General features: G+C 73.9%; 18 protein-coding genes. 6 read left to right on the top strand and 12 right to left on the bottom strand.

Features of this window, described 5'->3' with window-relative positions; all coding sequences use genetic code 11:
• Positions 1-15: 15 nt before the first annotated feature.
• Positions 16-630 (bottom strand): hypothetical protein, encoded by a 615-nt coding sequence (locus BGP03_RS21035; RefSeq protein WP_298797941.1) that lies wholly within the window; start codon positions 628-630, stop codon positions 16-18.
• A 278-nt stretch (positions 631-908) separates the two neighbouring features.
• Between BGP03_RS21035 and BGP03_RS21030 the strand changes: the two genes are divergently transcribed.
• Complete coding sequence (locus BGP03_RS21030; protein WP_298797939.1) at positions 909-1586, top strand: WS/DGAT domain-containing protein; 678 nt, start codon at positions 909-911, stop codon at positions 1584-1586.
• Here the strand turns inward: BGP03_RS21030 and BGP03_RS21025 are convergent.
• From BGP03_RS21025 to BGP03_RS20995, 7 genes are all read right to left on the bottom strand, one after another.
• The gene (locus BGP03_RS21025) at positions 1526-2128 is read right to left on the bottom strand and encodes a YigZ family protein (protein WP_298797937.1); all 603 of its coding nucleotides are present in this window, start codon (positions 2126-2128) and stop codon (positions 1526-1528) included. The two genes, BGP03_RS21030 and BGP03_RS21025, sit on opposite strands and share 61 nt — an antisense overlap.
• Entirely contained in the window at positions 2119-3351 is a 1233-nt protein-coding gene (locus BGP03_RS21020) for a TIGR02679 family protein (RefSeq protein WP_298797935.1), read from the bottom strand. The genes BGP03_RS21025 and BGP03_RS21020 overlap by 10 nt, the downstream gene beginning before the upstream one ends.
• A gap of 5 nt (positions 3352-3356) precedes the next feature.
• A complete protein-coding gene (locus BGP03_RS21015; RefSeq protein ID WP_298797933.1) occupies positions 3357-7466 on the bottom strand; it encodes a TIGR02680 family protein in 4110 nt (1369 codons plus the stop codon).
• On the bottom strand, positions 7463-8656 hold the full coding sequence (locus BGP03_RS21010) for a TIGR02678 family protein (RefSeq protein WP_298797931.1): 1194 nt from the start codon (positions 8654-8656) through the stop codon (positions 7463-7465). The genes BGP03_RS21015 and BGP03_RS21010 overlap by 4 nt, the downstream gene beginning before the upstream one ends.
• Positions 8653-10188, bottom strand: a complete 1536-nt coding sequence (locus BGP03_RS21005) for a TIGR02677 family protein (RefSeq protein ID WP_298797929.1) — start codon at positions 10186-10188, stop codon at positions 8653-8655. The genes BGP03_RS21010 and BGP03_RS21005 overlap by 4 nt, the downstream gene beginning before the upstream one ends.
• Before the next feature lie 88 nt (positions 10189-10276).
• A complete protein-coding gene (locus BGP03_RS21000; protein WP_298797927.1) occupies positions 10277-10984 on the bottom strand; it encodes a hypothetical protein in 708 nt (235 codons plus the stop codon).
• Between the two features lie 156 nt (positions 10985-11140).
• Positions 11141-11764, bottom strand: a complete 624-nt coding sequence (locus BGP03_RS20995) for an NUDIX domain-containing protein (RefSeq protein WP_296366459.1) — start codon at positions 11762-11764, stop codon at positions 11141-11143.
• Positions 11765-11831: 67 nt separating this feature from the next.
• On the opposite strand from BGP03_RS20995, the gene BGP03_RS20990 reads away from it, so the two are divergent.
• Both BGP03_RS20990 and BGP03_RS20985 read left to right on the top strand, forming a co-directional pair.
• Complete coding sequence (locus BGP03_RS20990) at positions 11832-12782, top strand: ADP-ribosylglycohydrolase family protein (RefSeq protein WP_296366457.1); 951 nt, start codon at positions 11832-11834, stop codon at positions 12780-12782.
• A 76-nt stretch (positions 12783-12858) separates the two neighbouring features.
• Positions 12859-13221, top strand: a complete 363-nt coding sequence (locus tag BGP03_RS20985; RefSeq protein ID WP_296366456.1) for a hypothetical protein — start codon at positions 12859-12861, stop codon at positions 13219-13221.
• Here BGP03_RS20985 and BGP03_RS20980 read toward each other — a convergent pair.
• Positions 13212-13682, bottom strand: coding sequence for a hypothetical protein (locus tag BGP03_RS20980; protein ID WP_296366454.1), 471 nt, complete (start codon positions 13680-13682; stop codon positions 13212-13214). The two genes, BGP03_RS20985 and BGP03_RS20980, sit on opposite strands and share 10 nt — an antisense overlap.
• A 255-nt stretch (positions 13683-13937) precedes the next feature.
• On the opposite strand from BGP03_RS20980, the gene BGP03_RS20975 reads away from it, so the two are divergent.
• Complete coding sequence (locus tag BGP03_RS20975) at positions 13938-14813, top strand: patatin-like phospholipase family protein (RefSeq protein WP_298797924.1); 876 nt, start codon at positions 13938-13940, stop codon at positions 14811-14813.
• Positions 14814-14816: 3 nt separating this feature from the next.
• Here the strand turns inward: BGP03_RS20975 and BGP03_RS20970 are convergent, their stop codons facing one another.
• Positions 14817-16466, bottom strand: a complete 1650-nt coding sequence (locus tag BGP03_RS20970; RefSeq protein WP_298797921.1) for an MFS transporter — start codon at positions 16464-16466, stop codon at positions 14817-14819.
• A gap of 76 nt (positions 16467-16542) precedes the next feature.
• On the opposite strand from BGP03_RS20970, the gene BGP03_RS20965 reads away from it, so the two are divergent.
• Positions 16543-17220 carry a TetR/AcrR family transcriptional regulator gene (locus tag BGP03_RS20965; protein WP_296366449.1) on the top strand — a complete coding sequence of 226 codons (678 nt, stop codon included), beginning with the start codon at positions 16543-16545 and terminating at the stop codon, positions 17218-17220.
• Positions 17221-17252: 32 nt separating this feature from the next.
• On the opposite strand, the gene BGP03_RS20960 is transcribed toward BGP03_RS20965, so the two are convergent.
• The gene (locus BGP03_RS20960; RefSeq protein WP_296366447.1) at positions 17253-17582 is read right to left on the bottom strand and encodes a VOC family protein; all 330 of its coding nucleotides are present in this window, start codon (positions 17580-17582) and stop codon (positions 17253-17255) included.
• Positions 17583-17845: 263 nt separating this feature from the next.
• Between BGP03_RS20960 and BGP03_RS20955 the strand changes: the two genes are divergently transcribed.
• Positions 17846-20929, top strand: coding sequence for a DUF3427 domain-containing protein (locus BGP03_RS20955; protein WP_298797919.1), 3084 nt, complete (start codon positions 17846-17848; stop codon positions 20927-20929).
• Here the strand turns inward: BGP03_RS20955 and BGP03_RS20950 are convergent.
• Positions 20862-21326 carry a hypothetical protein gene (locus tag BGP03_RS20950; protein WP_298797917.1) on the bottom strand — a complete coding sequence of 155 codons (465 nt, stop codon included), beginning with the start codon at positions 21324-21326 and terminating at the stop codon, positions 20862-20864. The genes BGP03_RS20955 and BGP03_RS20950 overlap by 68 nt on opposite strands.
• Positions 21327-21471: the final 145 nt, after the last annotated feature.

The following is a 21471-nucleotide window of genomic DNA, read 5'->3' as shown; positions in this document are numbered from 1 at the left end:
GCGCCTGTCCAGACCTCAGGCCACCCCGGCACGTAACGTCGTGTAACGGGCCTTGAGCGCACGGTCCTTGTTGATCGTGCTCTGGGCCTCGTCGCACGGCACGTCGTTGGCGGTGGCGATGCCGTTCATGGTGCCGACCATGCGCACGAGGTGGGCGATGCGGGCCTCGGCGGCGTCCATCGGACCGGCGCCGGCCACGAGGTCGAGCGTGCGGTCCACCCACAGCGCCTCGACGTGCAGCCCGGCCTGCTGCAGCACGGCGCGCAGCCGGTCGCGCAGCTGACGGGCGTCGAGGTCGATCCACTCGGCGATCTCGGCGGCGGCGATGGGGAAGAGGCGGTCGCGGTCGCGGAGGTGGAACAGCTCGAGGGCGTACGCGTGGCCGTAGGCGCAGTAGGAGCAGCCGTTGCGCAGCGAGATGGTGACGCAGGCGAGGTGGGTGCGGACGGGGCCGAGCACCTTCAGCGTGCTCATGTAGCGGGGCATGTTGCGCGCGAACCACACCACGGCCCGCACCGCGCCCATCCGCCCGACGATGAAGGGGATCATCCGCGGCGGGAAGCCCCACATCACACGGCAGGCGGCCTGGAGCATGCGGACCACGAGCCGGTCGAGCCCGGTGGCATACATGTCGAGCTCCTCACTCACAGTGCGGGCCAGACTACCGCACGTCCCGACCCGGTGGTGCCCGATCGGGTGCAGGCATCGAACGATCGGGCCGCGTCGCCGGGGAGCGGCCGGACCACCTCCTAGGGTCCGCTCGTGACACAGCGTCTCGCACCGCTCGACGCGGCGTTCTGGTTCGCCGAGCGCCCGACCGCGGCCCTCCACGTCGGTGCCGTTCTGATGCTCGGGCCGCCCGCTGACCGACCGTTCGACGCGGCCGGCTGCCGCGCCTGCGGCAGCGGGTGGCGACGCCCCTGGCCGACCACCGGGCGGTGCGCCGCGCCCACGGCGGCACCGTGCACGACGTGGTGATGGCCGTGCTCGCCGGCGCACTCCGGAGCTGGCTGCAACGCCGCGGCCAGCGCTTGTCGGCGGCCACGACCGTGCGGGCGATGGTCCCGGTGAGCGTTCGCGGCCGCTCCCGGGCGGGAGCGGGCAACGAGATCTCCGCCCACCTGGTGGACCTGCCGGTCGGCCTGGCCGACCCGCTGGCCCGGCTCGCCGACGTCAGCCCGCCGTTGCTGCACGAGCTCGGAGCGCGCGTGGCGGGTCGGCACGCCGGCCGTCTGTACGACGTGCTCGTCACCACCCTTCCCGGTCCGCCCCGCGTCCTCTACGCGCACGGGGCACCGCTGCTCGACCTGTTCCCGATGGTGCCGCTGGGCAGCGGCCAGGCGGTGGCGTTCGGCGTGGTGACCTGCGCCGGCAACGCCGACTACGGCATCACCACCGACAACGACGCCGTGCCGGACGTCGACGCGCTCGCCGACGCGCTGCGGGAGTCGCTGGCCGAACTGGTGGCGCGGGCCGGGGCCGCCGCCCGCCGCGAGCTGATGGCAGAGCTGGGGCTGGGGCCGGGTCACGGCACGTCAAGATCCACGGGGTCGCCGGCGACAGCCTCCACCGACCCGCCCGTCTGACCGGCCAGCCACCTGCGGAACCCGTCGGGGTCCGTGACGTGCACGGTGAACACGGCATCGCGGCCGTAGGCGATGTCGGCGATGGGGAAGCCGGCGGTGTGCAGGGCGTTCTGCAGCCGTCCGGCGTCGGTGTGTGCGGTGGCGAAGGTGAACGTCTCGTGGCGGACGCGGCGCAGGGTGCCCACCGCGTCGACGGCCTCCGACACCGCCCGCCCGTAGGCGCGCACCAGCCCGCCGGCCCCGAGCTTGGTGCCCCCGAACCAGCGGGTGACGACGGCGACGGTGTCGGTGAGGCCGCGACGGAGCAGTACCTCGAGCATCGGGACACCGGCGGTGCCCGCGGGCTCCCCGTCGTCGCTGGAGCGCTGGATCCCGGCGAGTCGGAAGGCGGAGCAGTTGTGGGAGGCGGCCCAGTGCTCCGTGCGTACGGTGGCGATGAAGGCGGTGGCGGCGTCCACGTCCTCGACCCGGGCGAGGTGACAGAGGAAGCGGGAGCGCTGGATCTCGATCTCGTGCGTTCCGGGACGGGCGATCACGAGCACAGGTCCGCCAGCAGTTCGTCGAGCACCCGTTCCTCCTCCACCGCCCACCCGTGCCGGTGCATCACCCCGTCCAGATCAGGATCCCAGCTGGCCGCAACCGGGGTGCCAGCCAGCGGATGTCCGCCGGCGGCGACCCTGCGGTAGGACGCTGCGTCGAACCGCCACGGGGCGAAGGGCAGACGTCGGAACAGGACGTTGCCGATGCGCAGCCCGCCCCAGTCGAAATCGCCGTGGTAGCGCAGCGTGGCGCCGGCGCGGTCCGCGGCGATCAGGAGAGCCATCACGGCCGCACCCGGCTGTCCGGACGTGCAGATCAACGGGGACGAACGCGGCCCGAGCTGATCGGCCACCGCCGCCACGACGACCGGGTTCTCGCACACCGACACCACACAGCCCGACATCGCGAGCCGCGGCATGTCGCGGGTGAGCTGGCGCAGCGTGAGCACGGCCGGCTCGCCTGCGTCGCTGAGCGCACCGATCATGCGGCCGGTGGGGGAGGTGGGGTCACCGGGAAGCCCGAGGGTGAGGACCGTGGACGACAGCGCATCGCGTACCAGCCCCACGGCCGCCCACACCTCCCGCCGCCAGGACGCTCCCTGGCCGTCGGGAACGCCGCCGAGTGCGCGGGCCGCGCCGAACAGCAGACTCGAGAGCGGCTGGTTGGCGTCGAGGGCGTGGGCGGAGTCCAGGACGCGTTCGGCGAATCGGCCGAGGGGCTCGGCGTCCACGGGCAGAGCGTCCACGGCCCTGGCCAGCCGCTCCAGCAGCGCTGCGGCGCCGTCCGGGTCGCGGGTGATCCGCCGAACCGCCCCGGTGGCGAGCAGCCCGTCGGCCCATCCGTGCAGCTCGGGACGCTCGGCGACCGCGGCGTGGAGCGGTGCGAACGCCGCGGTCCAGGCGGCGTCGAGCTCGGTTGCCAGCGCGGCCCGATCCGTGACGGGCCCGGTGAGCGCGACCACCGCCGCGGCGAGGCCGGCCGGGTGCACGCCGGACCGGCGGACGAGATCATCGATGTCCTCGAGGCGCACGCTCACACCGCTCCCAGCCCGTGGGCGACGGCCGAGCAGCCGTTCCAGGGCGTCGCGCTGGGCGGGGGTGGCTCGGCTCAGCGTGACGACGCCGGTGGCCGGCTCGTTGCGTTCCAGCCGCCGCCGCACCCGCTCCACCAGCCAGGACAGCTCCGGGCCGCCGAGCAGCCGTCGCAGCCGCTCGTCAGAACTCATCGCCGTCAGAACTCATCGAACAGGCCACCGGTGGGCGCGGCCACCGGTACCGGCTCGGGCACGGCCGCCGGCCTCGGGACCCGGCGGCGCTGCTCACCGTCCCATCGCCAGTTCGTGACGAGCACCGCGGCGATGCCGTCGGTGCGTGCGAGCTGCGCGATGGCCAGCCCCGGCACCTCCGGGTAGCAGCCCCACTCGCGCTCGCTGGTCATCACCACGTCCAGGTCGAACGCCGCGAGCAGGCCCAGATACTTGGCGCGGGCGTTGTCGTCGACGCCGGCGAACGCCTCGTCGAGGGTGACGAGCCGAGGTGCATGCGGGTTGCCTGCCGACGCGTAGTGCGCCGACGCCGCCGCGAACAGTGGGACGCTCGCGGCCAGCACCCGCTCACCGCCCGACGCCGGACCCGTGGCCGGGCGCCACTGACCGTTCTGGTGGCGCTCGATGACGAAGCGGTGCCAGCCGCGGTAGTCCAGCGCGGTGGTGAGGTGCTCGAGCCAGGTACCGGTCTCGTCGCGGGACCGGACCTCGGCGATGCGGGCCTGCAGGAATCCGCCGACGGCCGAGCGGTCCTCCTCCGACCACGCGTCCGACGTCTGGCGTAGCAGCCGCTGGCGGGCCTGGGCCAGCCCGGCAGGGCCGTCCGCGCGAGGCTGCCACTCCAGGCGCAGTTTCATGCCGGTGCTGGTGGGGCGCTCGGACAGCTCGGCGTTCATCACCTTGACCTGGCGCTCTGCCTCGGCGATGAGCTCCTGCAGCGTGCTGGCCACCTCGTTGACCAGGTGGTTCTCCAGGATCTCGCGCTCGCGCTCATCGAGGAGGCGCTGCCGGTCGGTGACCTCCGTGCCGAGCGCGGCCGCCAGCTCCGGTACGGTGGCGGGGCGGCCGCGGAATACCACCTCGACGACCAGGCCGTCGTCGAGCAGCTGCCCCGAGGCGGTGTTGCCCTGCCGGGCCAAGGTGTCGGCGAGCGTCTTGAGCTCGTCGTTGATGCGGCGCTGCACGCGGTCCCAGGCCCCGTCGTCGGCCGTGGTGGACTCCAGCTCCTGGTCGATCTGGCGGGCGAGGCGGACGGTGGGGTCCGGTGCCCAGCTCTCGTCCGGAGCGGGGACGGCGAGCTCTGGAAGGGCCACCGCGAGCAGCCCGGTGGCGGCGAAGCGGCGCAGCGACTCCGCCGCCGCGGCCCGTTCCTCGGTGGCGGTGGCGAGGCGGGCCGTGGCGGCCTGGCGCAGCCCCTCGGCGCGGCCCCGGTCGGCCATGGCCTGTTCGCGGCGGTCGGTGGCGTCCCGGTGGCGGCGCCCGTTGTCGGCGAGCGCGTCGGCGGCTGCGGCGAGCCGGCGCTCCAGCTCCTCCACCGCGGCGCCGACCGTGTCCCGCAGCGTGCGGTGTGCCTCGTCGGCGGCCCGGGCCTCGCGCGCGGCCGCGGCGGCGATCTCGACCGCTGCGGCATGCTCGGACTCGGTCTCGGCCAGCGCCAGGACGGCGTCGGCCTCGATCCGGCCCACCTCGGCCAGTGACCGGACCGCGGGCCACAGCGCGGCAAGTCCCAGGCGGTAGTCGGCCAGCCCGGCGCGGACGGCGTCCAGGCCGGCGCGATCGGTGGGCAGCCCGACGTCGGCGGCCCCGGCGAGCAGCTCGTCGGCGGTGGCCCGGGCGTGGTCGGCGGCCGCGTGGAGCAGCTCGTCGGCCTCCGTGCGTTGCGCGGCCAGCCGGGCGTGCTCCCGGCCCAGCGCCCCGACCTCGGCGTGGGCGTCGCGCAGCGCTGCGTCACCGGGCAGCTCCGCCAGCTCGCGGGCCAGCACCGTGGCCCGTTCGGCGAGGGCCCGGGCGGCGTCCGCGAGCCGGGCGATCTCGGCCGCGACCTCGTCGGCCTCGGCGCGCAGCTGCACCAACCGGGCCCGGCGGGCCGCCTCGCGGGCCCCGCGGCCGATGTACTGCGCCACCGGTTTGGCCCACTCGCCGGTGAGCACCCCGACGCGGTAGCCGCCGTCGGTGTCGACCCACGTAGTGCCGCCCCCGCCCACGCCGATGGCGTCCAGCACGGCGGCGACCGCGGGCCCTCCGACGGCGGCGGCCCGGGCGTCGGCGGGGTCGACGGCCGGACGCAGGATGGTGGACAGCGCGGTGGCGGGCCGCGCTCCCGCAGGTTCGGGGGAGACCAGGACGTCGCCGCCGGTCCCGTGCAGCGTGCCGTCCGGGGCGACCCACGCGTCGAGCACCCCGGAGGCCTCCAGCGCCGCCTCGAGGCCGGCACGCTCCTCGGCGCCGAGATCGTCGGATGCGAAGTCGACCAATTGCCACAGCGGGGCGCCGTCCCGGTCGGTGCGCGCCCCGTCCGCCCTGGTGTGGGGTGGTGGTGGCGCGCCGTGCTCGCCGGCGTCGAGCCGGGCGATCTCCACGGCCAGCTCCGCGGCGCGCTCCCGCGCCGTGGCGGCCTGCTGATCGACGCCGGCCCGGGCGGTGGCGAGCGCGGCCGTGCCGACCCTTCCCGCGACGTCCGCGGTCGCGCGCGCCGGGTCGGGCCCGTCCAGGGTGGTGATCCACAGCGCCAGCGCGGCGAGCACGGCGTCGGGCTCGGGCACCGTGAGCTCCACGGCGGCGTCGAGGTGCCGCCGGACGGCGCCGACCAGCTCGGCGCCCTCCCGCTCGACGGCCCGCTCGGCGTCGAACCGGCGCCCGGCCAGCTCGGCGGCCGCACCGGCCAGCCGTTCGACGGTGGAGCGGGCGGCCGTCAGGCCCGTTTCGGCCGTCGTGCGGGCGGACAGCAGCTCGCCGACGTGGCGCAGCGACCGCTCCTGTCGGGCGATGATCTCCTCGGCGGTGCGGCGCAGTGCGGGCAGCCGGTCGGTAGGCCCGAGCGGGCCGTCGACGTCGGTGATGTGGGCGGCGTGCACGCCGGCCTCGCGCGCCGCGCGTGCGACCCCGGACCGGATCCCGTCTAGCTCCGCGGCCGTATCCGCCCGCCGGGACTCCGCGTCGTCGCGGCGGGTGCGGCGGAGCCCGACCGCCTCGGCACGCCGGGCGCTCTCGGCCTCGGTGCGTGCGGCGTCGGCGGCCCGGCGGCGGGCCTCGGCGGCCATCCGCTCCAGCTCCTGGGCGCTGCGCATCTCCGGGCTCGCGCGCAGGGCCTGGTCGCGGGCGCGGAGCCCGTCGGCTGCCTCGGCGAGCTCCGCCAGCTCGGTCCGGGCAGCCGCCGCGGCCTCGTCGGAGCTGCGGTGGGCCTCCTCCGCCGCGGCCAGGTCCTCGCGCGCGCCGCGGTAGCGCTGCTCGGCTCGGCGGGGCAGCTCCGCGCGGCGCCGGGCGGCCACGGCGGCGTAGCGCCGGTAGTGGGCGAGGAAACCCTCGGCGGAACCGCGCGCCTCGACCATGGCCGCCAGCTCGTCGCGGTCCTCCTCCAGGCTGCGGAACGCCTCGGCGACGTCGGCGACCACGGCCTGGTCGAGCGGTGGCAGCGCCTCGGTGAGCGCATCGGACAGGGCCTTCTCGCTGGGACGTTTCGACAGCTGCGGCTGGCGCAGCTGCACCAGCAGGTCGATCAGCGCTCCGTAGCGCTGCTCGCCGAGGCCGAACAGCGACTCGTCGATGGCGCGGCGGTAGTCACCGGCCTTGTCGTAGACGGTGCCGCGCCCGGCGACCGCGTCGATGAGCCGGTCGCGGGTGAGCGCCGTGCGGGTGGCATCCACCAGCTCCAGGTCAGCGCCCATCCGCTGGTCGGTGACGAAGAACCAGTGCCGGGCGATGCCGCGGCCCGCCACCGCCTTGAGCCCGCAGCCCAGCGTGCGGAACTCGGTGTCGCCGCTGTCGTCGACCCGCCCGAACTCCAGCCACGTGTAGCCCAGCCGCTCGGGGTGCGGGTGCTCGCCGCCGAGCAACAGGTTCCACTCCATCTTCTTCTTGTGGTCGGCGTCGGGCTCGACCCGGTGCGGCGACAGGTCGCCGTCGAGCAGGAACGGCAGCAGGAGCGCGAGCACCTTGGACTTGCCGGTGCCGTTGTTGCCGCGCAGCAGCAGCCGGCCGTCGTGGAACCAGAACTCTTCGGCGTCGTAGTAGAAGAGGTCGACGAGCCCGGCGCGCAGGGGCTGCCAGCGGCTGCGTTGCGGCGTGGGCAGGTTCATGACCGGGGCTCCTGGATCGTGGGTGGCCCCACCGCGTAGCGGGCCAGCGCCGGGCGCGGGTGCACGACGTCGCCTCTCTGCTCCACCAGTCGCAACGCCTCCAGCCGGGCGATCGCGGTGGCCGCCAGCTCCACCTCGGCGCCGCCTGCGGTGGCGTTCTTCCGCCAGAACGACGCGTGCTCGACGCCCTTCTTCCGCAGGTGTGCGTGCAGCGCGTCGAGCGGTAGCGGGCCGCGCGCCGTGAGGTACTCGGCCAGCAGCAGCGTGGCGTGGCCGTCGGTGCCGCTCTCGGGCATGCGGACGTCGGTGAGGTCATCGAGGGGATCGACCATCGCGATGCCCTCTGCGCGCACCTCCGCCACCAGGCCGGTGAGCTCGGTGATGCGGCTGGTGATGGCGTGACGCTGGCTGGTGAGGTACGCGAGCTCGGCCTCATCGAGATCGGAGTGGTAGAGCACCGGCTCGTCCAGCAGGCGGCGGGTGAGGCGGCGGCGGATCTGCTGGTTGCGCAGGTCGTCGGTGGTGGGCGGGAGCTCGGCGGTGAGTGCGGCGAGCCGCTCGTCCAGGCCCGTCGCGTCGACGGTGGACGGCCCGCGCGGTGTGGCCAGCAACGACGACAGCACGCGGCGCTCCACGTCATAGAGCGCGTCGCCGTCGTCACGGACGAATGCCTCCTCGTCACCGGCGACCCGGGCCAGGACGCCGAGGTCGAGCAGTAGCCGCACCACCGACACGAGGTCGGTGCGCTCCTCGCGGCGATCCAGGGTGAACGCGATCCCGGTAGCGGCCAGGTCGGGATCGGCGGCGGCCAGCACGATCTGCTCGGCCAACCGGCCGAGCGTGACCTGGGCGTCGGCGCGGTCCAGCGCCGCGAGCGCGAGGCACAGCAGGACGTAGCGGCGGCGTGTGAAAGGCGCCCGGCTGCGGGGATCGCGCGCCGGGTGCGTGGTGTCGGTGGTGTCGGCGACCGTCTTCACCAGCCGTGCCACCTCGCTGTCCACCACCAGCCGCCACTCTGTGTTGCGGTCGAACCAGGCCCGCAGCTCGCTCGCGTGCCGGCGGACCAGCACGACGTACTCGGCGTCGGGTCCGTGCGCGCGCAGTACCGGGCGGCGTAGCAGTGCCCGCGCGGCCCGGGCGTACTCGGCGCGCCGGTTCTGGTCGACGGCGTGGGACAACGCTCCGGTCACGCGCTCACCTCCCGCGCCGGTTCGGTCAGATCAACGATGTGCACCAGATGGTCGGGACCGCGGAAGGTGCCGCCCGGGGTGGCTATCGCGATCTCCCCGGCGCCGTCCAGCACCGTGAGCCGCACGGCCATCGACCCGTCGGACGTGGTGGTGGACACGTCCCGCTGCCCCGGCGTGAGCGCGGTGAGCGCATCGCCGAGCAGGCTCAGGAACAGCCGGAACGCGTCCGGATCCATCGTGCCGATGTCCGACAGACGCACGGGGTGCTCCGACACCAGCGCCGCGCGCGCAGCCGCGAGCTCGGTGGCCTGCCGCTCGGCGAGATCGGCGAGATGGCGGCGCTGCTCGGACCGGTCGGCGACCCGCGACGGCTTGCCCCGCCGCTCGTAGCTGCCCGTGCGCCGCAGTCGTGGGCTGATCTCCAGCGGGGAGGCCTCGGCCCACGACGTGCTCACGGGGACCGGGGTGTGCTCGCGAGTCGCGAGAGTGTCGGCGTCGATCGAGAGGTGGCGGGCGGGGGAGAGGCCGAACGCGCTGCGCCACAGCCGGTGCATCGACGCCTCGTCCGGGGCCTGGGCGAACCAGAGCCCGAGCGTGCGGAAATCGGCCGAGCGGTCGGACCGGCCGGTGCGCCGCTCGTTGAGTGCCGCCACCACGTGCAACAGCTGCGGAATGGCCGCTCGGGCCTGGGAGCGCAGCAGCTTGGCCTGGCTCGGGTGCTGCGGTGTGCTGATGAACCAGGACCGGAACCCGGCCCAGCGCTCGCGCCACAGCTGCGCGCGGCGGGCGAACTCGGCCTCGCGGGGATCGTCGTCTCCGCCCGCGCCGGGTGCGGCGTCCGATGCCTCCCGCCACGCCGCCTCGTCGAGCAGGAGATCGATGCCGAGTTCCTCGATTGCCGCGACGAGCGCGGCGATCTCCGAGCCGGTGGCGACGAGATCGGTGATGAACCGCTGCAGGTAGTCGATCAACCGGTCCTTGTAGGCGCGGAACGCGTCGGCGTCGGCGTCGTGCAGGTCGATGGAGCGCTGCAGCGAGCCCATGAACGCCTGCGCGTTGGCCGCCAGGTCGGTGAACCGGTCGACCAGGGCTCGCAACGACAGGTGGATCTTGGCTGGATCCGGGTGGTCGGTGACCGCCAGCTCGTGCAGGGCGCGCAGCTGGGTGGCGATATCGGCCAGCGCCACGGCCTGCAGGGCGCCGCGACGGCCCAGCGCCTCGTCGTAGACGGCCAGCGCCTCTTCGACGGCCTCGCCCTCGCGGGTGAGCTGGTAGAGGTAGCGGGCGCGGTGGAAGTCCTCCACCGTGGTGACGCGGCTGGTGTCGGGATCCGACCGCAGGTTGCCCCAGCCCTCCAGCGCGGTGAGCGCCGTGGCGACCGCATCCAGATCCGTGCCCGGCCCCAACACGTCGCAGACGTCCTCGGGGCGCAGGTGCACGGTGAAGCGGCGTTTGGCCGCGACGAACGCGAGCATGACGGCGCGGTAGAGCTCGGACTTCTGGGCCGTCAGGTAGCTGAAAGCGCCGTGCATGCCCTGCTCACCTCCGTGGCCAGATCGGTCTGGTCCGAGGGTAGGGGGAGGGACCGACAGGATCGCCGCGGCCCGGCCGTCGGGCCGCTCAGCCCCGGCGGCTGCGCTGGTCGGCCAGCATGCTGCGGTGCTTCACGAGCGCCTTGCGGGCGGCCTTCGCGACCGCCTTCGTCGGGTGGTGCGCGCCGATGGCGTCGAGGACCTCGGCCAGTCTGGGGTGGTCGAGTCGCCAGAGGGATTCGACCAGCTCCAGAGTCTGCTCGTGTGTGCCCTTGCCGAACACTGCCGCGACCTCCGGCGGCCCCATGGCGTCCAGCGCCGCCGCCATCATGTCGACCGAGCCGCGGAACAGCCGGACCGGATCGACCGACGCCGGGTCGATCGCCTCCCTGCCGATCAGCCAGTTGAGCACCGGGCCGTCGTGGGGCCCGCCCAGGTGCGGTCGGACGGCCTCGACGGCGAGGAGCGGGACGAGTCCGCCGCCGAGATCGAGGAGCTCGTCGACCCCGGCGCCTGCGGGGCCGCGGTCGAGCAGCTGGAACAGCTGGACGTACGTGACGTCGTCGAGGGCGTCCAGGACGGAGGCGAAGGCCTCACCGAGGAACCCGGACGGGCGGCGGCCGGCGTCGAGGCCGGCGGGCACGAGCTTCTCGAACGCCGACAGGTCGTCCAGGCCGGCGAACCCGGCCACCGCCACCAGCTTGCCCCTGTGCCGGCGCACGACCCCGGCCGCGAGCGCCGTGTCGATCGCCCAGCTCAGCCCCGGCAGGTCGGTGGCCGACTGCAGGGTGCGCACCCCGCCCAGCGTCGGGTCGTCACCGGTCTCCAGCAGCTCGACGAGGTGGCGGGCGTCGGCGAGGCGCAGGTTCCCGGTCGCCGTGAGCGTCCGGCCGGGGGCGGCGCAGTACCCGGCCAGCGAAGGCGTCTGCGGTACCGCTCGGATAGAACATGATCATGGCGCGGACCGTCGGTAGAGCCGCGCGGGCTTTCCGACGCCGCCGCTCGACAGCTCGCCGCTGTCGATCAGTTCGTCGATCACCCGCCGCCGGAAGGTGTCCTTCTGTAGCGGGCGGCCTTCCACGGCCTCGTGCACCCGTTGCAGCTCCAGGAGGGTGAAGGTGTCGCCGGCCAGTCCACGGGGATCCGGCGCGGCGTAGAGCGCCCGCGCCCACCGCACCGCGTGGGCGACGATCTCGGCATGGTCGAACGCGAGCTCGCCGTGCGCCGCCACCGGGGCCAGGAGGGCGTCACCGAGCTTCCCGACCGGGACCAGGTCGACGTGCGCCACGCTCAGTACCCGGCCGCGGTCGTCGCGGGCCGGGTCGTCGAAGACGCGGAGCTGCTCCGGGTCCTGGCCGGTCACCCCGGCCTTGTCGCGCAGGGCGCGCAGGGCCGCGGACGCACAGGTCTCGTCGATGCGGACGAACGTGCCGGGCAGGGCGTGCGTGCCGTCGGGGCGGGCATGCAGGAGCACCTGCAGCTGTCCGTCCCGCACCGTCAGCAGGGCGACGTCGACGGCCACCGAGGGGTGGGGGTAGTCGGCGAGCGTGCGGCCGGAGCTGTCTCGCCAGGTCATACTCGACAAGTTAACGCACATGTGCTCTTATTGATTAGCGCAAACTCGCGCTAATGAGGGAGTGTGCATGGTGAACCTGGATCGGGCCGTCGGTGTCCTGCTCGGCGCCGCCGCGGGCGACGCGCTGGGTGTCCCGTACGAGTACGGCTCGCGGGCACTGCCGCCGGTCGGGGAGGCGCCGCAGATGGTCGGCGGCGGGCTCGGGGACTACGCGCCGGGGCAGTGGAGCGACGACACGGAGATGGCCTGCGTGATCGCGCAGGTCGCCGCCGACGGGCTGGACCTCCGCACACCGGAGGCGCTGGACCGGATCTCCGACGGGTTCCTCGGCTGGTTCGCCGACGGCCCCGCCGACATTGGCAACCAGACCCGCGCGGTGCTGTCGCGTCAGGAGCCGGGGCCCGGGTCGGCCCTTCGGCTCCGGGTGCAGGCCTACGAGCTGCACGAACGGACCGGGCGGAGCGCGGGCAACGGGTCGCTGATGCGCACCGGGCCGGTCGCCCTCGCCCATCTCGGCGACACGGCCGCGATCGCCGAGGCGGCCCGGGCCGTGAGCGGCCTGACCCACGTCGACGCCCAGGCCGGCGACGCCTGTGTGCTGTGGTGCCTCGCGATCGACCATGCCGTGCGGACGGGCGAGCTCGACGTCCGGGTCGGGCTGCCGCACGTCGACGCCGGGTGGGCTGCGCTGATCGACGAGGCCGAGCGTGGCGTGCCCGCCGACTTCTCCGCGCAGAACGGCTGGGTCGTGGCGGCCCTGCAGGCGGCGTGGTCGGCTGTCGTCCGCGCCGACGGCGCCGTGGACGGGCTGGAGGCCGCCGTCCGCGGTGGAGGCGACACGGACACGGTCGCGGCCATCGCCGGCGCGCTGCTGGGGGCGAGGTTCGGGGGCAGTGCGGTGCCGGTGGGGTGGCGGCAGCAGGTGCACGGGTGGCCGGGCCTGCGGGCGGACGACCTGGCCCGGTTGGCGGAGCTCACCGTCCTCGCAGACCCCCTGACCTCCGCGCAGACCCCGTAATCCCTGCGAGGAGGACCCGCGGTCTGCGAGGACGACGTCGCGGAACCTGCGGCGCTCCGGATCCGTCTACGTCCGCATGACCCTCGTCCTGCCCTACCGCGGCATCCTCACGCCCACCACCCGCTGCGCCGTCCGCATCACCGACGGCGGCCTCGCCTCCCTGCGCCCAGGCCACGACGCCGCCGCCGCGCTGCTGGCGATCGAGCGCCGGGAACCCCGGGAGGCTCCCGACCCGCCGCCGTGGCACGAGGACGGCGGGCCCGAGCACCTCGCCCTCGTCCCTGTCACCCGCCCGGCCGACATCCCCGCCGCCCTGGGCTGGTTCGGCCCCTTCGACGATGTAGCGGATCTGTGTGCAGAGCTGAGGTGGAGGGAGGACCGGCTCGGCGAGTACCTCGTCCGGTTGGGGCGCACCTCGATGGGCTTCGCTCAGGCCTGACGCCGCCGCAGCCACCGCCGCTGCTCGGGCTCGGCCTCCGGCTCCTCGGGCACCAGCGCGAGCTGGGAAGCCTGCCTGCTCAGTACTTCCAGGTGCGCGTTGACGTCGCTGTGGGCGGGGTCGACGGCCACCTGCTCCGCGATCTCCGCGGCCTGCGTGACGGCGGCGGCGAAACCGGCAGCGGCCGTGTCGAGGCGGGCGGCGATCCGTTTCGCGGGCTGTTCACGGATCCGGCGGCGGGCGGGCTCGATCGAGTCGCCGACCGTGGCCAGGCGCGCCACCGCGTCCAGCTCGGCGTCGAGGCGCTTGCCGATCTCGGCCAGCCAGTTGCGGGCCGGGCCGGCCGGGAGTGCGGCGGTGATGCGGTGGAAGCGGGCCACGGTGGCGGCGCACTCAGCGACGCGGCGCTTCCAGTACCGCGACAGCGCGGGCGGTGGGGGTTCGGGCGGCGTCCGGGGCACGGCTCCAGCGTGCCCCAATCCATTCATGCGGGGCCACACTGGGCCGCATGGGCCGCATGGGCCGCGTCGGACTCGTGCTCGCCGGATCGGCCGCCCGCGGTCCCTACCAGGCCGGGGCGCTGGCCGAGCTGCTTCCGGCCCTGGCCGCGCGCGACGAGCGGCCGGTGGTGCTGCTGGGCACCAGCCGCGGCGCTCACGGCGCAGTCCGCCGATCTGCCCGCCGACGCCGCGGGGGAGCGGGTCGTCGCGACGTGGGTGGACTTCGGCGCGGTCTTCGCCAACCCGCTCTGCGCCCCCGGGCCCGCGCTGGCGCTGCTCGCGCGGCTGGGGCTGCCGGGCCTGGTCGGCGCGCCGGACGCGCTGCTCGACGTCACGCCGCTGCGCACGCGGGCCGGGGAGCTGTTCGAACCCGAGCGGCTCACCGCCAACGTCGACGCGGGGAACGTCGACTCGGTCGCGGTCGCCGCCACCGTCTGCCCGCCCGCACGCTCGGCGGCCCGGACCCGCCTGTTCGTGCAGGGCGCGCCGCCGCAGCGGCCGCTGCACTCCTACGTCGACGTCATCCGGACGCCGCTGGGCCTCGATCACCTGCTCGCCTCGGCCGCGATCCCGATGCTCTTCCCGCCCGTCCACGTCGCCGATCCGCCGGAGGCCGCCGGCTGCTACGTCGACGGCGGGGTGCGCATGAACGCCCCGCTCGGCGCGGCGCTCGCGATGGACGTCGAGCGTCTCGTCGTCGTCTCCGGGCACTCCGTCGAGCCCCCGCCGGTGCCGCCGGGCCCGCCCGACATCGCCGCCGCCGCGGCCGTCTCGGTGCGCGCGGTGCTGGCCGACGCGCTCGGCGACGACCTGCAGTCGTTGCACCGCAAGAACATCCGCGGCTATCACGAGACGGTGCCCTACCTGCTCGTGGCGCCGCGCGACGGTGAGCTGGCCGAGCTCGCCGCCGAGTCGTTCCGCCCGTCCGGGCCGTACTGGACGATCGGGAAGCTGCTCGACCCGCTCGGCTCCGGTGCGGGCCGCGACGAGCTGCTGAGCCTCATCCTCTTCCAGCACGAGTACGCCCGGCGGCAGGTGGAGTGCGGGCGCCGCGACGCCCGCACCGCCCTGGCCGCCGGGTGGATGAGGTGATCCTCAGCCTGTCGGGGTCCGGGAGAGCCGTTCCAGCTCCGCGGCCACCCGCTGCTCGTGCTCGGCCACGTCCTGCCGCGCCCGTTTCGGGCTCCAGCGGCCCGACATCACGAACACGAACGGGATGAACAGCAGCTCGCCCGCCACGCACACCCACCACCAGGTGCGCCACTGGCTCGCGCTCTCCTCCGCGGCCGAGGCCACCTCCTTGCCGTGCTGCTGCAGGAACGCCAGGTCCTTCGCCGGCACCGCGGCCACGGCCTGCAGCCGGGCGGTGGCGGTCGCCGCGTCGACGTCCAGCTTCTGCGCGATCTGCCCGACGGCCGTGGCCGCGAGCGACGGGGTGGTCGGCAGCGCGGCGAGCGTCGCGGGGTCGACCGCGGCGATCGTCTGCAGCTCCGGCGCGTACTGCGTCGACAGGGCCTTGACCTCCGCGCCGTACTGCACCAGCGGCGTCATCGAGCTCACCACCAGCGGCAGGATGAAGATCGAGACGGCGACGACGACGCGCACGATCCACCCCCACACCGCGAGGCCGGTGGCCATGAGGGCGGGGTTGCGGCGCTCGACGGTCTCGGTGAAGCTCGCCATCCAGGGTGCGTAGGCGACGCCCAGCGACACCGCGGTCAGGCTCGTGATCACCACCAGGGCCGGGTAGGACGTGTCCGGCCCGCGGGTGAGGAACACGATCGTCATGATCACGCTCGCCACCGCTCCCACCAGCATGAACGGCTTGCGGACGCCGAGCCGGTCGGACACGATGCCGACCACGATCAGCGCGATCGCGTCGAACGCCCAGAACCAGTTGCCGATGCCGTTGGCCTCCGCCAGACCCATGCCGAAGATCGTCGTGAAGTAGATCGTGAAGAAGCCGACGGCCGTGTAGTAGATGATCAGGAAGACGGCGACCGCGAACGCCGAGCCGATGACGTCGAGGTGCAGCACCTGCCGCCACGGGTGCCGGGGGTCGGTGTCCACGCCCGCGGCCCGCGCCTCGATCAGCGCCCGGTCCTGCATGCTGACCATGAGCTGGTCCCGCAGGTTGGGCGAGAGCTCGCGCAGCCCGACGAGCGCGATCACGAACACGACGAGCCCGACGACCCCGCAGATCACGAACTGCGACTGCCAGTCGGGCAGTGCGTCGACGGTGCTGCTGGACACGGCGGCGACGATGAGGCTGCCCACCACGGGGCCGAGCGTCCAGAACCCCATCGCGGACGCGCGGCCGATCTGGGGCGAGTAGTCCCGCACCAGCGCCGGGGTCGCCACGAGGATGATCCCCTCGACGAACCCGACCACGGCCGACAACAGCCCGAACGTGAACGCCGTCGGGGCGTTGGGCAGGCCGAACGCCACGAGCAGGCCGGTGACGCCGAGCCCGTAGGTCACCAGGTTGGCCCGGCCCCAGCGATCGGCGAGCCCGGCGAGCAGCGACGCGAACGCGCCCACCGCGTTGGCCACGACGGTGATGTAGACGTAGTACGGGAAGCTCATGCCGTAGAACGCGATGATCGACGGCGCGACGGCGCTGGCCACGTAGGCCTCGTAGTACAGGACGATGGTGGCCACCACGACGATGGCGAGCTGCACCATTCGCGGCCGGGTGTCCGGATAGTGCTGGAGTCGACGGTTCCAGAGGGTGGCAGCGACCATGATGCCTGCTTCCTGAGACGATGTGTGCCCGGTCACAATCAGGAGTACGCCTGCGTACGTTAGGACGGGAGGGGACGTGCCACAAGGGGGATCGCTCGCGCGGACGCACGACGCCGAGCCCGGGCTGCCGCGGGGGCGGTCGAGCCTGCCGGCGTCGGAGGTCGCGGCGGCGCAGCGGCTGCGGCTGATCACCGCCACCGTCTCGGTGGTGGCGGGCTCGGGCTTCCGCGCGGCCACCGTCGCCGACATCGTGCGCGCGGCCAAGGTCTCGCGCGCCGCGTTCTACCAGCACTTCGCCGACAAGGACGCCTGCCTGCGGGCGGCGAGCGCGCACGGGTGGGGCCTGCTCGTCACCGCGATCCGCACCGCCACACGGGAGCTCCCGCCGGGCACCGAGCCGGAGGTCGAGCTGCGGGCGGGCCTGCGCGCCTACCTGCACTTCCTGGCGGCCGAGCCGGCCTTCACGCGGATCTTCTACGTGGAGATGCCGGGCGCGGGTCCGGAGGCCTGGCCGGACATCGAGGCGGCCCAGCGCCAGTTCGCCGAGGTCAACCGCGCGTGGCACGAACACGCCCTGCCGCGTCGGCCCGGCTGGCCGCGGGTGCCGTTCGAGGCCTACCTCGCGGTGGGCGGCGCCACCACCCAGCTCGTGCGGACGTGCGTGCGGGAGGACCGCACCGCGGAGCTGCCGGAGCTGGAGGACACCCTGGTGGCCCTGCACCTGGCGGTGCTGGCCGCCCGGCCGTGGGAGTAGCGAACGGGGATCGCCTGGCGCACGTCCGACCGCTACCGGCCGCGCAGTCCGATCGGGTTGCCGCCGGCGTCGGCGAGCACGCAGACCCGCGCCCCGGGTGCGACCTCACGCGGAGCGCTGCGCTCGGTCGCGCCGGCCGCGAGCAGGGCTTCGCGGGTGGCGTCGAGATCCTCGACGTCGGCGAAGGCCACCGGTCCTCCGGTGTCGCCGGCCGGGTTCAGGCTGACCTCGAAGCCGTCGACGTTGTACCCGACGTAGTAGGGCTGGTCGGTGTGGGGCGCGCCGAGCAGCGCGGTGTAGACGGCCTTCGCGGCGTCCAGGTCGGACACCGGGATCACCAGGCTGCGGATGGTGGGACTCATGGTCGGCTCCTCGGGGTGGGGTACTCACGTCGGCCATCGGCCGGACGACCTGACGGTACGAGCGTGCGTGCCGCCGGTGCTTCTCGATTCCTGACCGGTCGTGCGCGACGCAGACCATGAAGGTGAGCACCGAGACCGCTGGGACGTCGGGGAGGACTGCGAGTCGGCGGGGACTGTCATCTCCTGGAGCGCCCGCCTGGCGTAACCGTGCACGACGGACGGGCGGCGGCCACACTGTCGGTGGGGTGCGGTAGGCACTGCGTGTGACCGAACCCCTGCACGCCGGTGTGTACGAGTCGCTCCGCACACCACGGCTCGACGCGCAGCTGGGCCTCCTCGGCGATCTCGTCCCGCACTTCGCGGACGTCGAGGACGCCGACCAGGCTCACGTCCTCGCCCGCCACGTCGCCGCGGTGGTGCAGCGGGCCCTGCGCGAGCAGCCGGACGGCGCGGGCCGGCGTGCGCTGGTCAACGACGTGCTGACCGTGGTCTCCGCACATGACGAGCACCTCGCGGACGCGGTGCAGCACCTCGTCGTGCTCAGCCGGGAGATCGCACCCGGCGTGCACAAGCTGGAGCGGCCGGTCACGCCGTTGTCGTCCGCGGCGCTGCTCACCAACACCCGTGGCGAGCCGTCGCTCTCGGCGGAGCTGCGCTCCGAACTGGCCTCGGCCGACAGCGTCGACCTGCTCTGCGCGTTCATTCGCTGGCACGGCGTCCGGGTGCTGGCCGACCAGCTGGAGCTGCTGCGCGAGCGCGAGGTGCCGTTCCGCGTCATCACCACCACGTACATGGGCGCGACCGAGCAGCGGGCCGTCGACGAGCTGGTGCGCCGCTACCGCGCGACCATGAAGATCAACTATGCGAGCGCCTCGACGCGCCTGCACGCCAAGGCGTGGCTGTTCCGACGCCGCTCGGGCTTCGACACGGCGTTCGTGGGCAGCAGCAACCTGTCGAAGTCGGCGCTGGTGGACGGCCTGGAGTGGAACGTCCGGCTGTCGTCGGTGGCCACGCCCGACCTGATCCGGAAGTTCGGCTCCACGTTCGACAGCTACTGGGCCGAGCCGGGCTTCGTCCCCTACGACCCCGACGTGCCGGCCGACAGCGAGCGGCTGGCGGCGGCGCTGACGAGCAACCGCCTGCCCGGGGGCACCGACGTCAGCACCGGCGTCGAGGTCCGGCCCTTCCCGCACCAGGCACAGATCCTCGAGGCGCTGGAGGCCGAGCGCACGGTCCACGACCGGCACCGCAACCTCGTCGTGGTCGCCACGGGCACCGGAAAGACGGTGGTGGCGGCGCTCGACTACGCCCAGCTGCGCCGCACGCTGCCGCGCAGCCGGCTGCTGTTCGTCGCGCACCGTCGGGAGATCCTGGAGCAGTCGCTGCGCACCTACCGAGCGGTGCTCGCCGACGGCGCGTTCGGCGAGACCTACGTCGGCGGTGACCGGCCGGAGCGCTGGACGCACGTCTTCGCGAGCATCCAGTCCCTGGCCGCGTACGGCGTCGAGAAGATCCCGGCCGACCACTTCGACGTGGTGGTCGTCGACGAGTTCCACCACGCCGAGGCCGCCACCTACCGGCAGCTGCTCGACCATCTCCAGCCCCGCGAGCTGCTCGGTCTCACGGCCACCCCCGAGCGCGGCGACGGCGTGGACGTCCGCGAGCGCTTCGGCGGCCGCAGCGCGTTCGAGCTGCGCCTGTGGGACGCGCTGTCGGCCGATCTGCTCGTGCCGTTCCACTACTTCGGCATCAGCGACGACGTCGACCTGCGCGGCGTCGAGTGGAAGCGCGGCAGCTACGACGTCGCCACGCTCGACGGGATCTACACCGGCAACGACGCCCGCGCGGCGAAGGTCGTGCGGGAGACGAAGGACAAGGTCACCGACGTCCGGCAGATGCGCGCGCTGGGGTTCTGCGTGTCGGTCGCGCACGCCGAGTACATGGCGTCGGTGTTCGACCGGGCGTGCATCCCGAGCCTGGCCGTCTCCGCACAGACGTCCCGGGAGGACCGCGATGATGCACTGCGCCGGCTCGCGGCGCGGGAGGTGAACTGCCTGTTCGCCGTCGACCTGTTCAACGAGGGCCTCGACCTCCCGCAGGTCGACACCGTGCTCCTGCTGCGGCCCACCCAGAGCGCCACGGTGTTCCTCCAGCAGCTCGGCCGCGGGCTGCGCCGCGCGGAGGGCAAGGCGGTGCTCACGGCGCTGGACTTCATCGGCCAGCACCGTCGCGAGTTCCGCTTCGACGTCCGCTACCGCGCGCTGACGGGCAGCACGCGCAAGGGGCTGGTCGACGACATCGAGCAGGGCTTCCCGTTCCTCCCCTCGGGGTCGGCGTTGGTGCTCGACCGCGTCGCGCAGGCGACGGTGCTGGAGAACGTCCGCCAGCAGTTGCGGGTCACCCGCAAGGAGCTGATCAGCGACGTCCGCTCGCACGGTGACCTGCCGCTCGCCGGGTTCCTGAGTGAGTCCGGTCGTGAGCTGGTGGACGTCTACAAGTCCCTCGGCTCCTGGACCGGACTGCGCCGCGACGCCGGGCTGCCCACCGCGGCGGCCGGGCCGGACGAGGCCGCGCTGCTCAAGCGGATGGCGGCGTTCACCCACGTCGACGACCCCGAGCGGGCGTCGGTGTACGCCACGCTCGCGGATCCGGACGGTCCCGGCTACGCCGAACTGACCGACCGCGACCAGCGCCTCGCCCGGATGCTGTTCTTCCAGCTCTGGCCCGACCGCGGCGGCCTCACCTCCTACGAGGCCGGCCTGGTCGAGCTGCGCCGGCACCCAGCCGTGTGCGCGGAGCTGCGCGAGGTCACGGCGTACGCTCTCGACGCGGCCCGGCACGTGCCGAAACCGCTGGGCGAGGGCCTGCAGCACCTGCCGCTGCGCAGCCACGCCCACTACCGGCGGGAGGAGATCCTGGCCGCGCTCGACTGGGCGTCGATGACGCGGAAGGCCTACGGGCACGCCTCGGGCGTCGCGTGGGCGCCGGAGGTGGGGGTGGACGCGATGCTGGTGAACCTGCACAAGACCGAGCACAACTTCTCGCCCACCACGATGTACCGGGACTTCGCTCTGGGGCCGGATCTCTTCCACTGGGAGTCGCAGAACGCCACCGCGGTCGCCTCACCCACCGGGCAGCGCTACCTGCACCACGCCGAACGGGGCACGCACGTCGCGCTGTTCGTGCGCGACGCGCCGATCGACGAGATCGGGCCCGCGCCGTTCCTGTGCCTGGGGCTCTGCGACTACCAGCAGCACGAGGGGGAGCGGCCGATCGGCATCACCTGGAAGCTGCGGCGGGCCATGCTCGGGGAGACGCTGCGGGCGGCGAGTGTCGTGGCGTCCTAGCGGTCGCCGCGACGGCCACCGGGGTGATCGCGACGCAGATCATGAAGGCGAGCACCGCCACCGCACCGATCCCGGCGAGCACGCCGTTCGGGTCGCCGTCGAGGCCGAGGACCGACAGCAGCGGCACCTGGGCGTCGTCGGTGTCGCCGAAATCGGGGAACAGGGCGCCCGCCACCACCAGGCTGGTGGCGCAGCCGAGGAACGGGAGCACGACGGGCCGGGTGAGGCTGGCCCGGCGCACCGTGGTCAGGGCCAGGACGGTGGGCAGCAGCACCACGAGCACCCCGACGATGCTGATCACGAGGATCACCAGCCACCAACCGGGTGCGGCGAACCGGAACAGCGTGAACGTGAGCAGCGCGGAGAGCTGGATCGCCAGGTTGGTGCGGGGGGACATCGGGGTTCCTCTCGACGGGTGTGATCAGCATGTCGAGGGTCGAGGGCGGCGCCATCCGCGTGACTACGGAGATCCGCGAGAACCCGGTCCATGATCGGCGCGTGTCGTACCTGAACACCCTCTCCGGGGCGCTGTGGCGCGGTCG

The sequence above is a fragment of the Pseudonocardia sp. 73-21 genome (assembly GCF_001899645.1).
Classification (GTDB): domain Bacteria; phylum Actinomycetota; class Actinomycetes; order Mycobacteriales; family Pseudonocardiaceae; genus Pseudonocardia.
Note: the sequence above shows the minus strand (reverse complement) of the source record. Positions and strands in the feature narration are given on the sequence as shown.

Bases quoted from the DNA above. Each gene is read 5' to 3' on its own strand.
- BGP03_RS21035 (WP_298797941.1), bottom strand. From the start codon at position 630: ATGTATGCCACCGGGCTCGACCGGCTCGTGGTCCGCATGCTCCAGGCC.
- BGP03_RS21020 (WP_298797935.1), bottom strand. From the start codon at position 3,351: ATGAGTTCTGACGAGCGGCTGCGACGGCTGCTCGGCGGCCCGGAGCTG.
- BGP03_RS21015 (WP_298797933.1), bottom strand. From the start codon at position 7,466: ATGAACCTGCCCACGCCGCAACGCAGCCGCTGGCAGCCCCTGCGCGCC.
- BGP03_RS21005 (WP_298797929.1), bottom strand. From the start codon at position 10,188: ATGCACGGCGCTTTCAGCTACCTGACGGCCCAGAAGTCCGAGCTCTAC.
- BGP03_RS20995 (WP_296366459.1), bottom strand. From the start codon at position 11,764: ATGACCTGGCGAGACAGCTCCGGCCGCACGCTCGCCGACTACCCCCAC.
- BGP03_RS20990 (WP_296366457.1), top strand. From the start codon at position 11,832: ATGGTGAACCTGGATCGGGCCGTCGGTGTCCTGCTCGGCGCCGCCGCG.
- BGP03_RS20985 (WP_296366456.1), top strand. From the start codon at position 12,859: ATGACCCTCGTCCTGCCCTACCGCGGCATCCTCACGCCCACCACCCGC.
- BGP03_RS20970 (WP_298797921.1), bottom strand. From the start codon at position 16,466: ATGGTCGCTGCCACCCTCTGGAACCGTCGACTCCAGCACTATCCGGAC.
- BGP03_RS20960 (WP_296366447.1), bottom strand. From the start codon at position 17,582: ATGAGTCCCACCATCCGCAGCCTGGTGATCCCGGTGTCCGACCTGGAC.
- BGP03_RS20950 (WP_298797917.1), bottom strand. From the start codon at position 21,326: ATGTCCCCCCGCACCAACCTGGCGATCCAGCTCTCCGCGCTGCTCACG.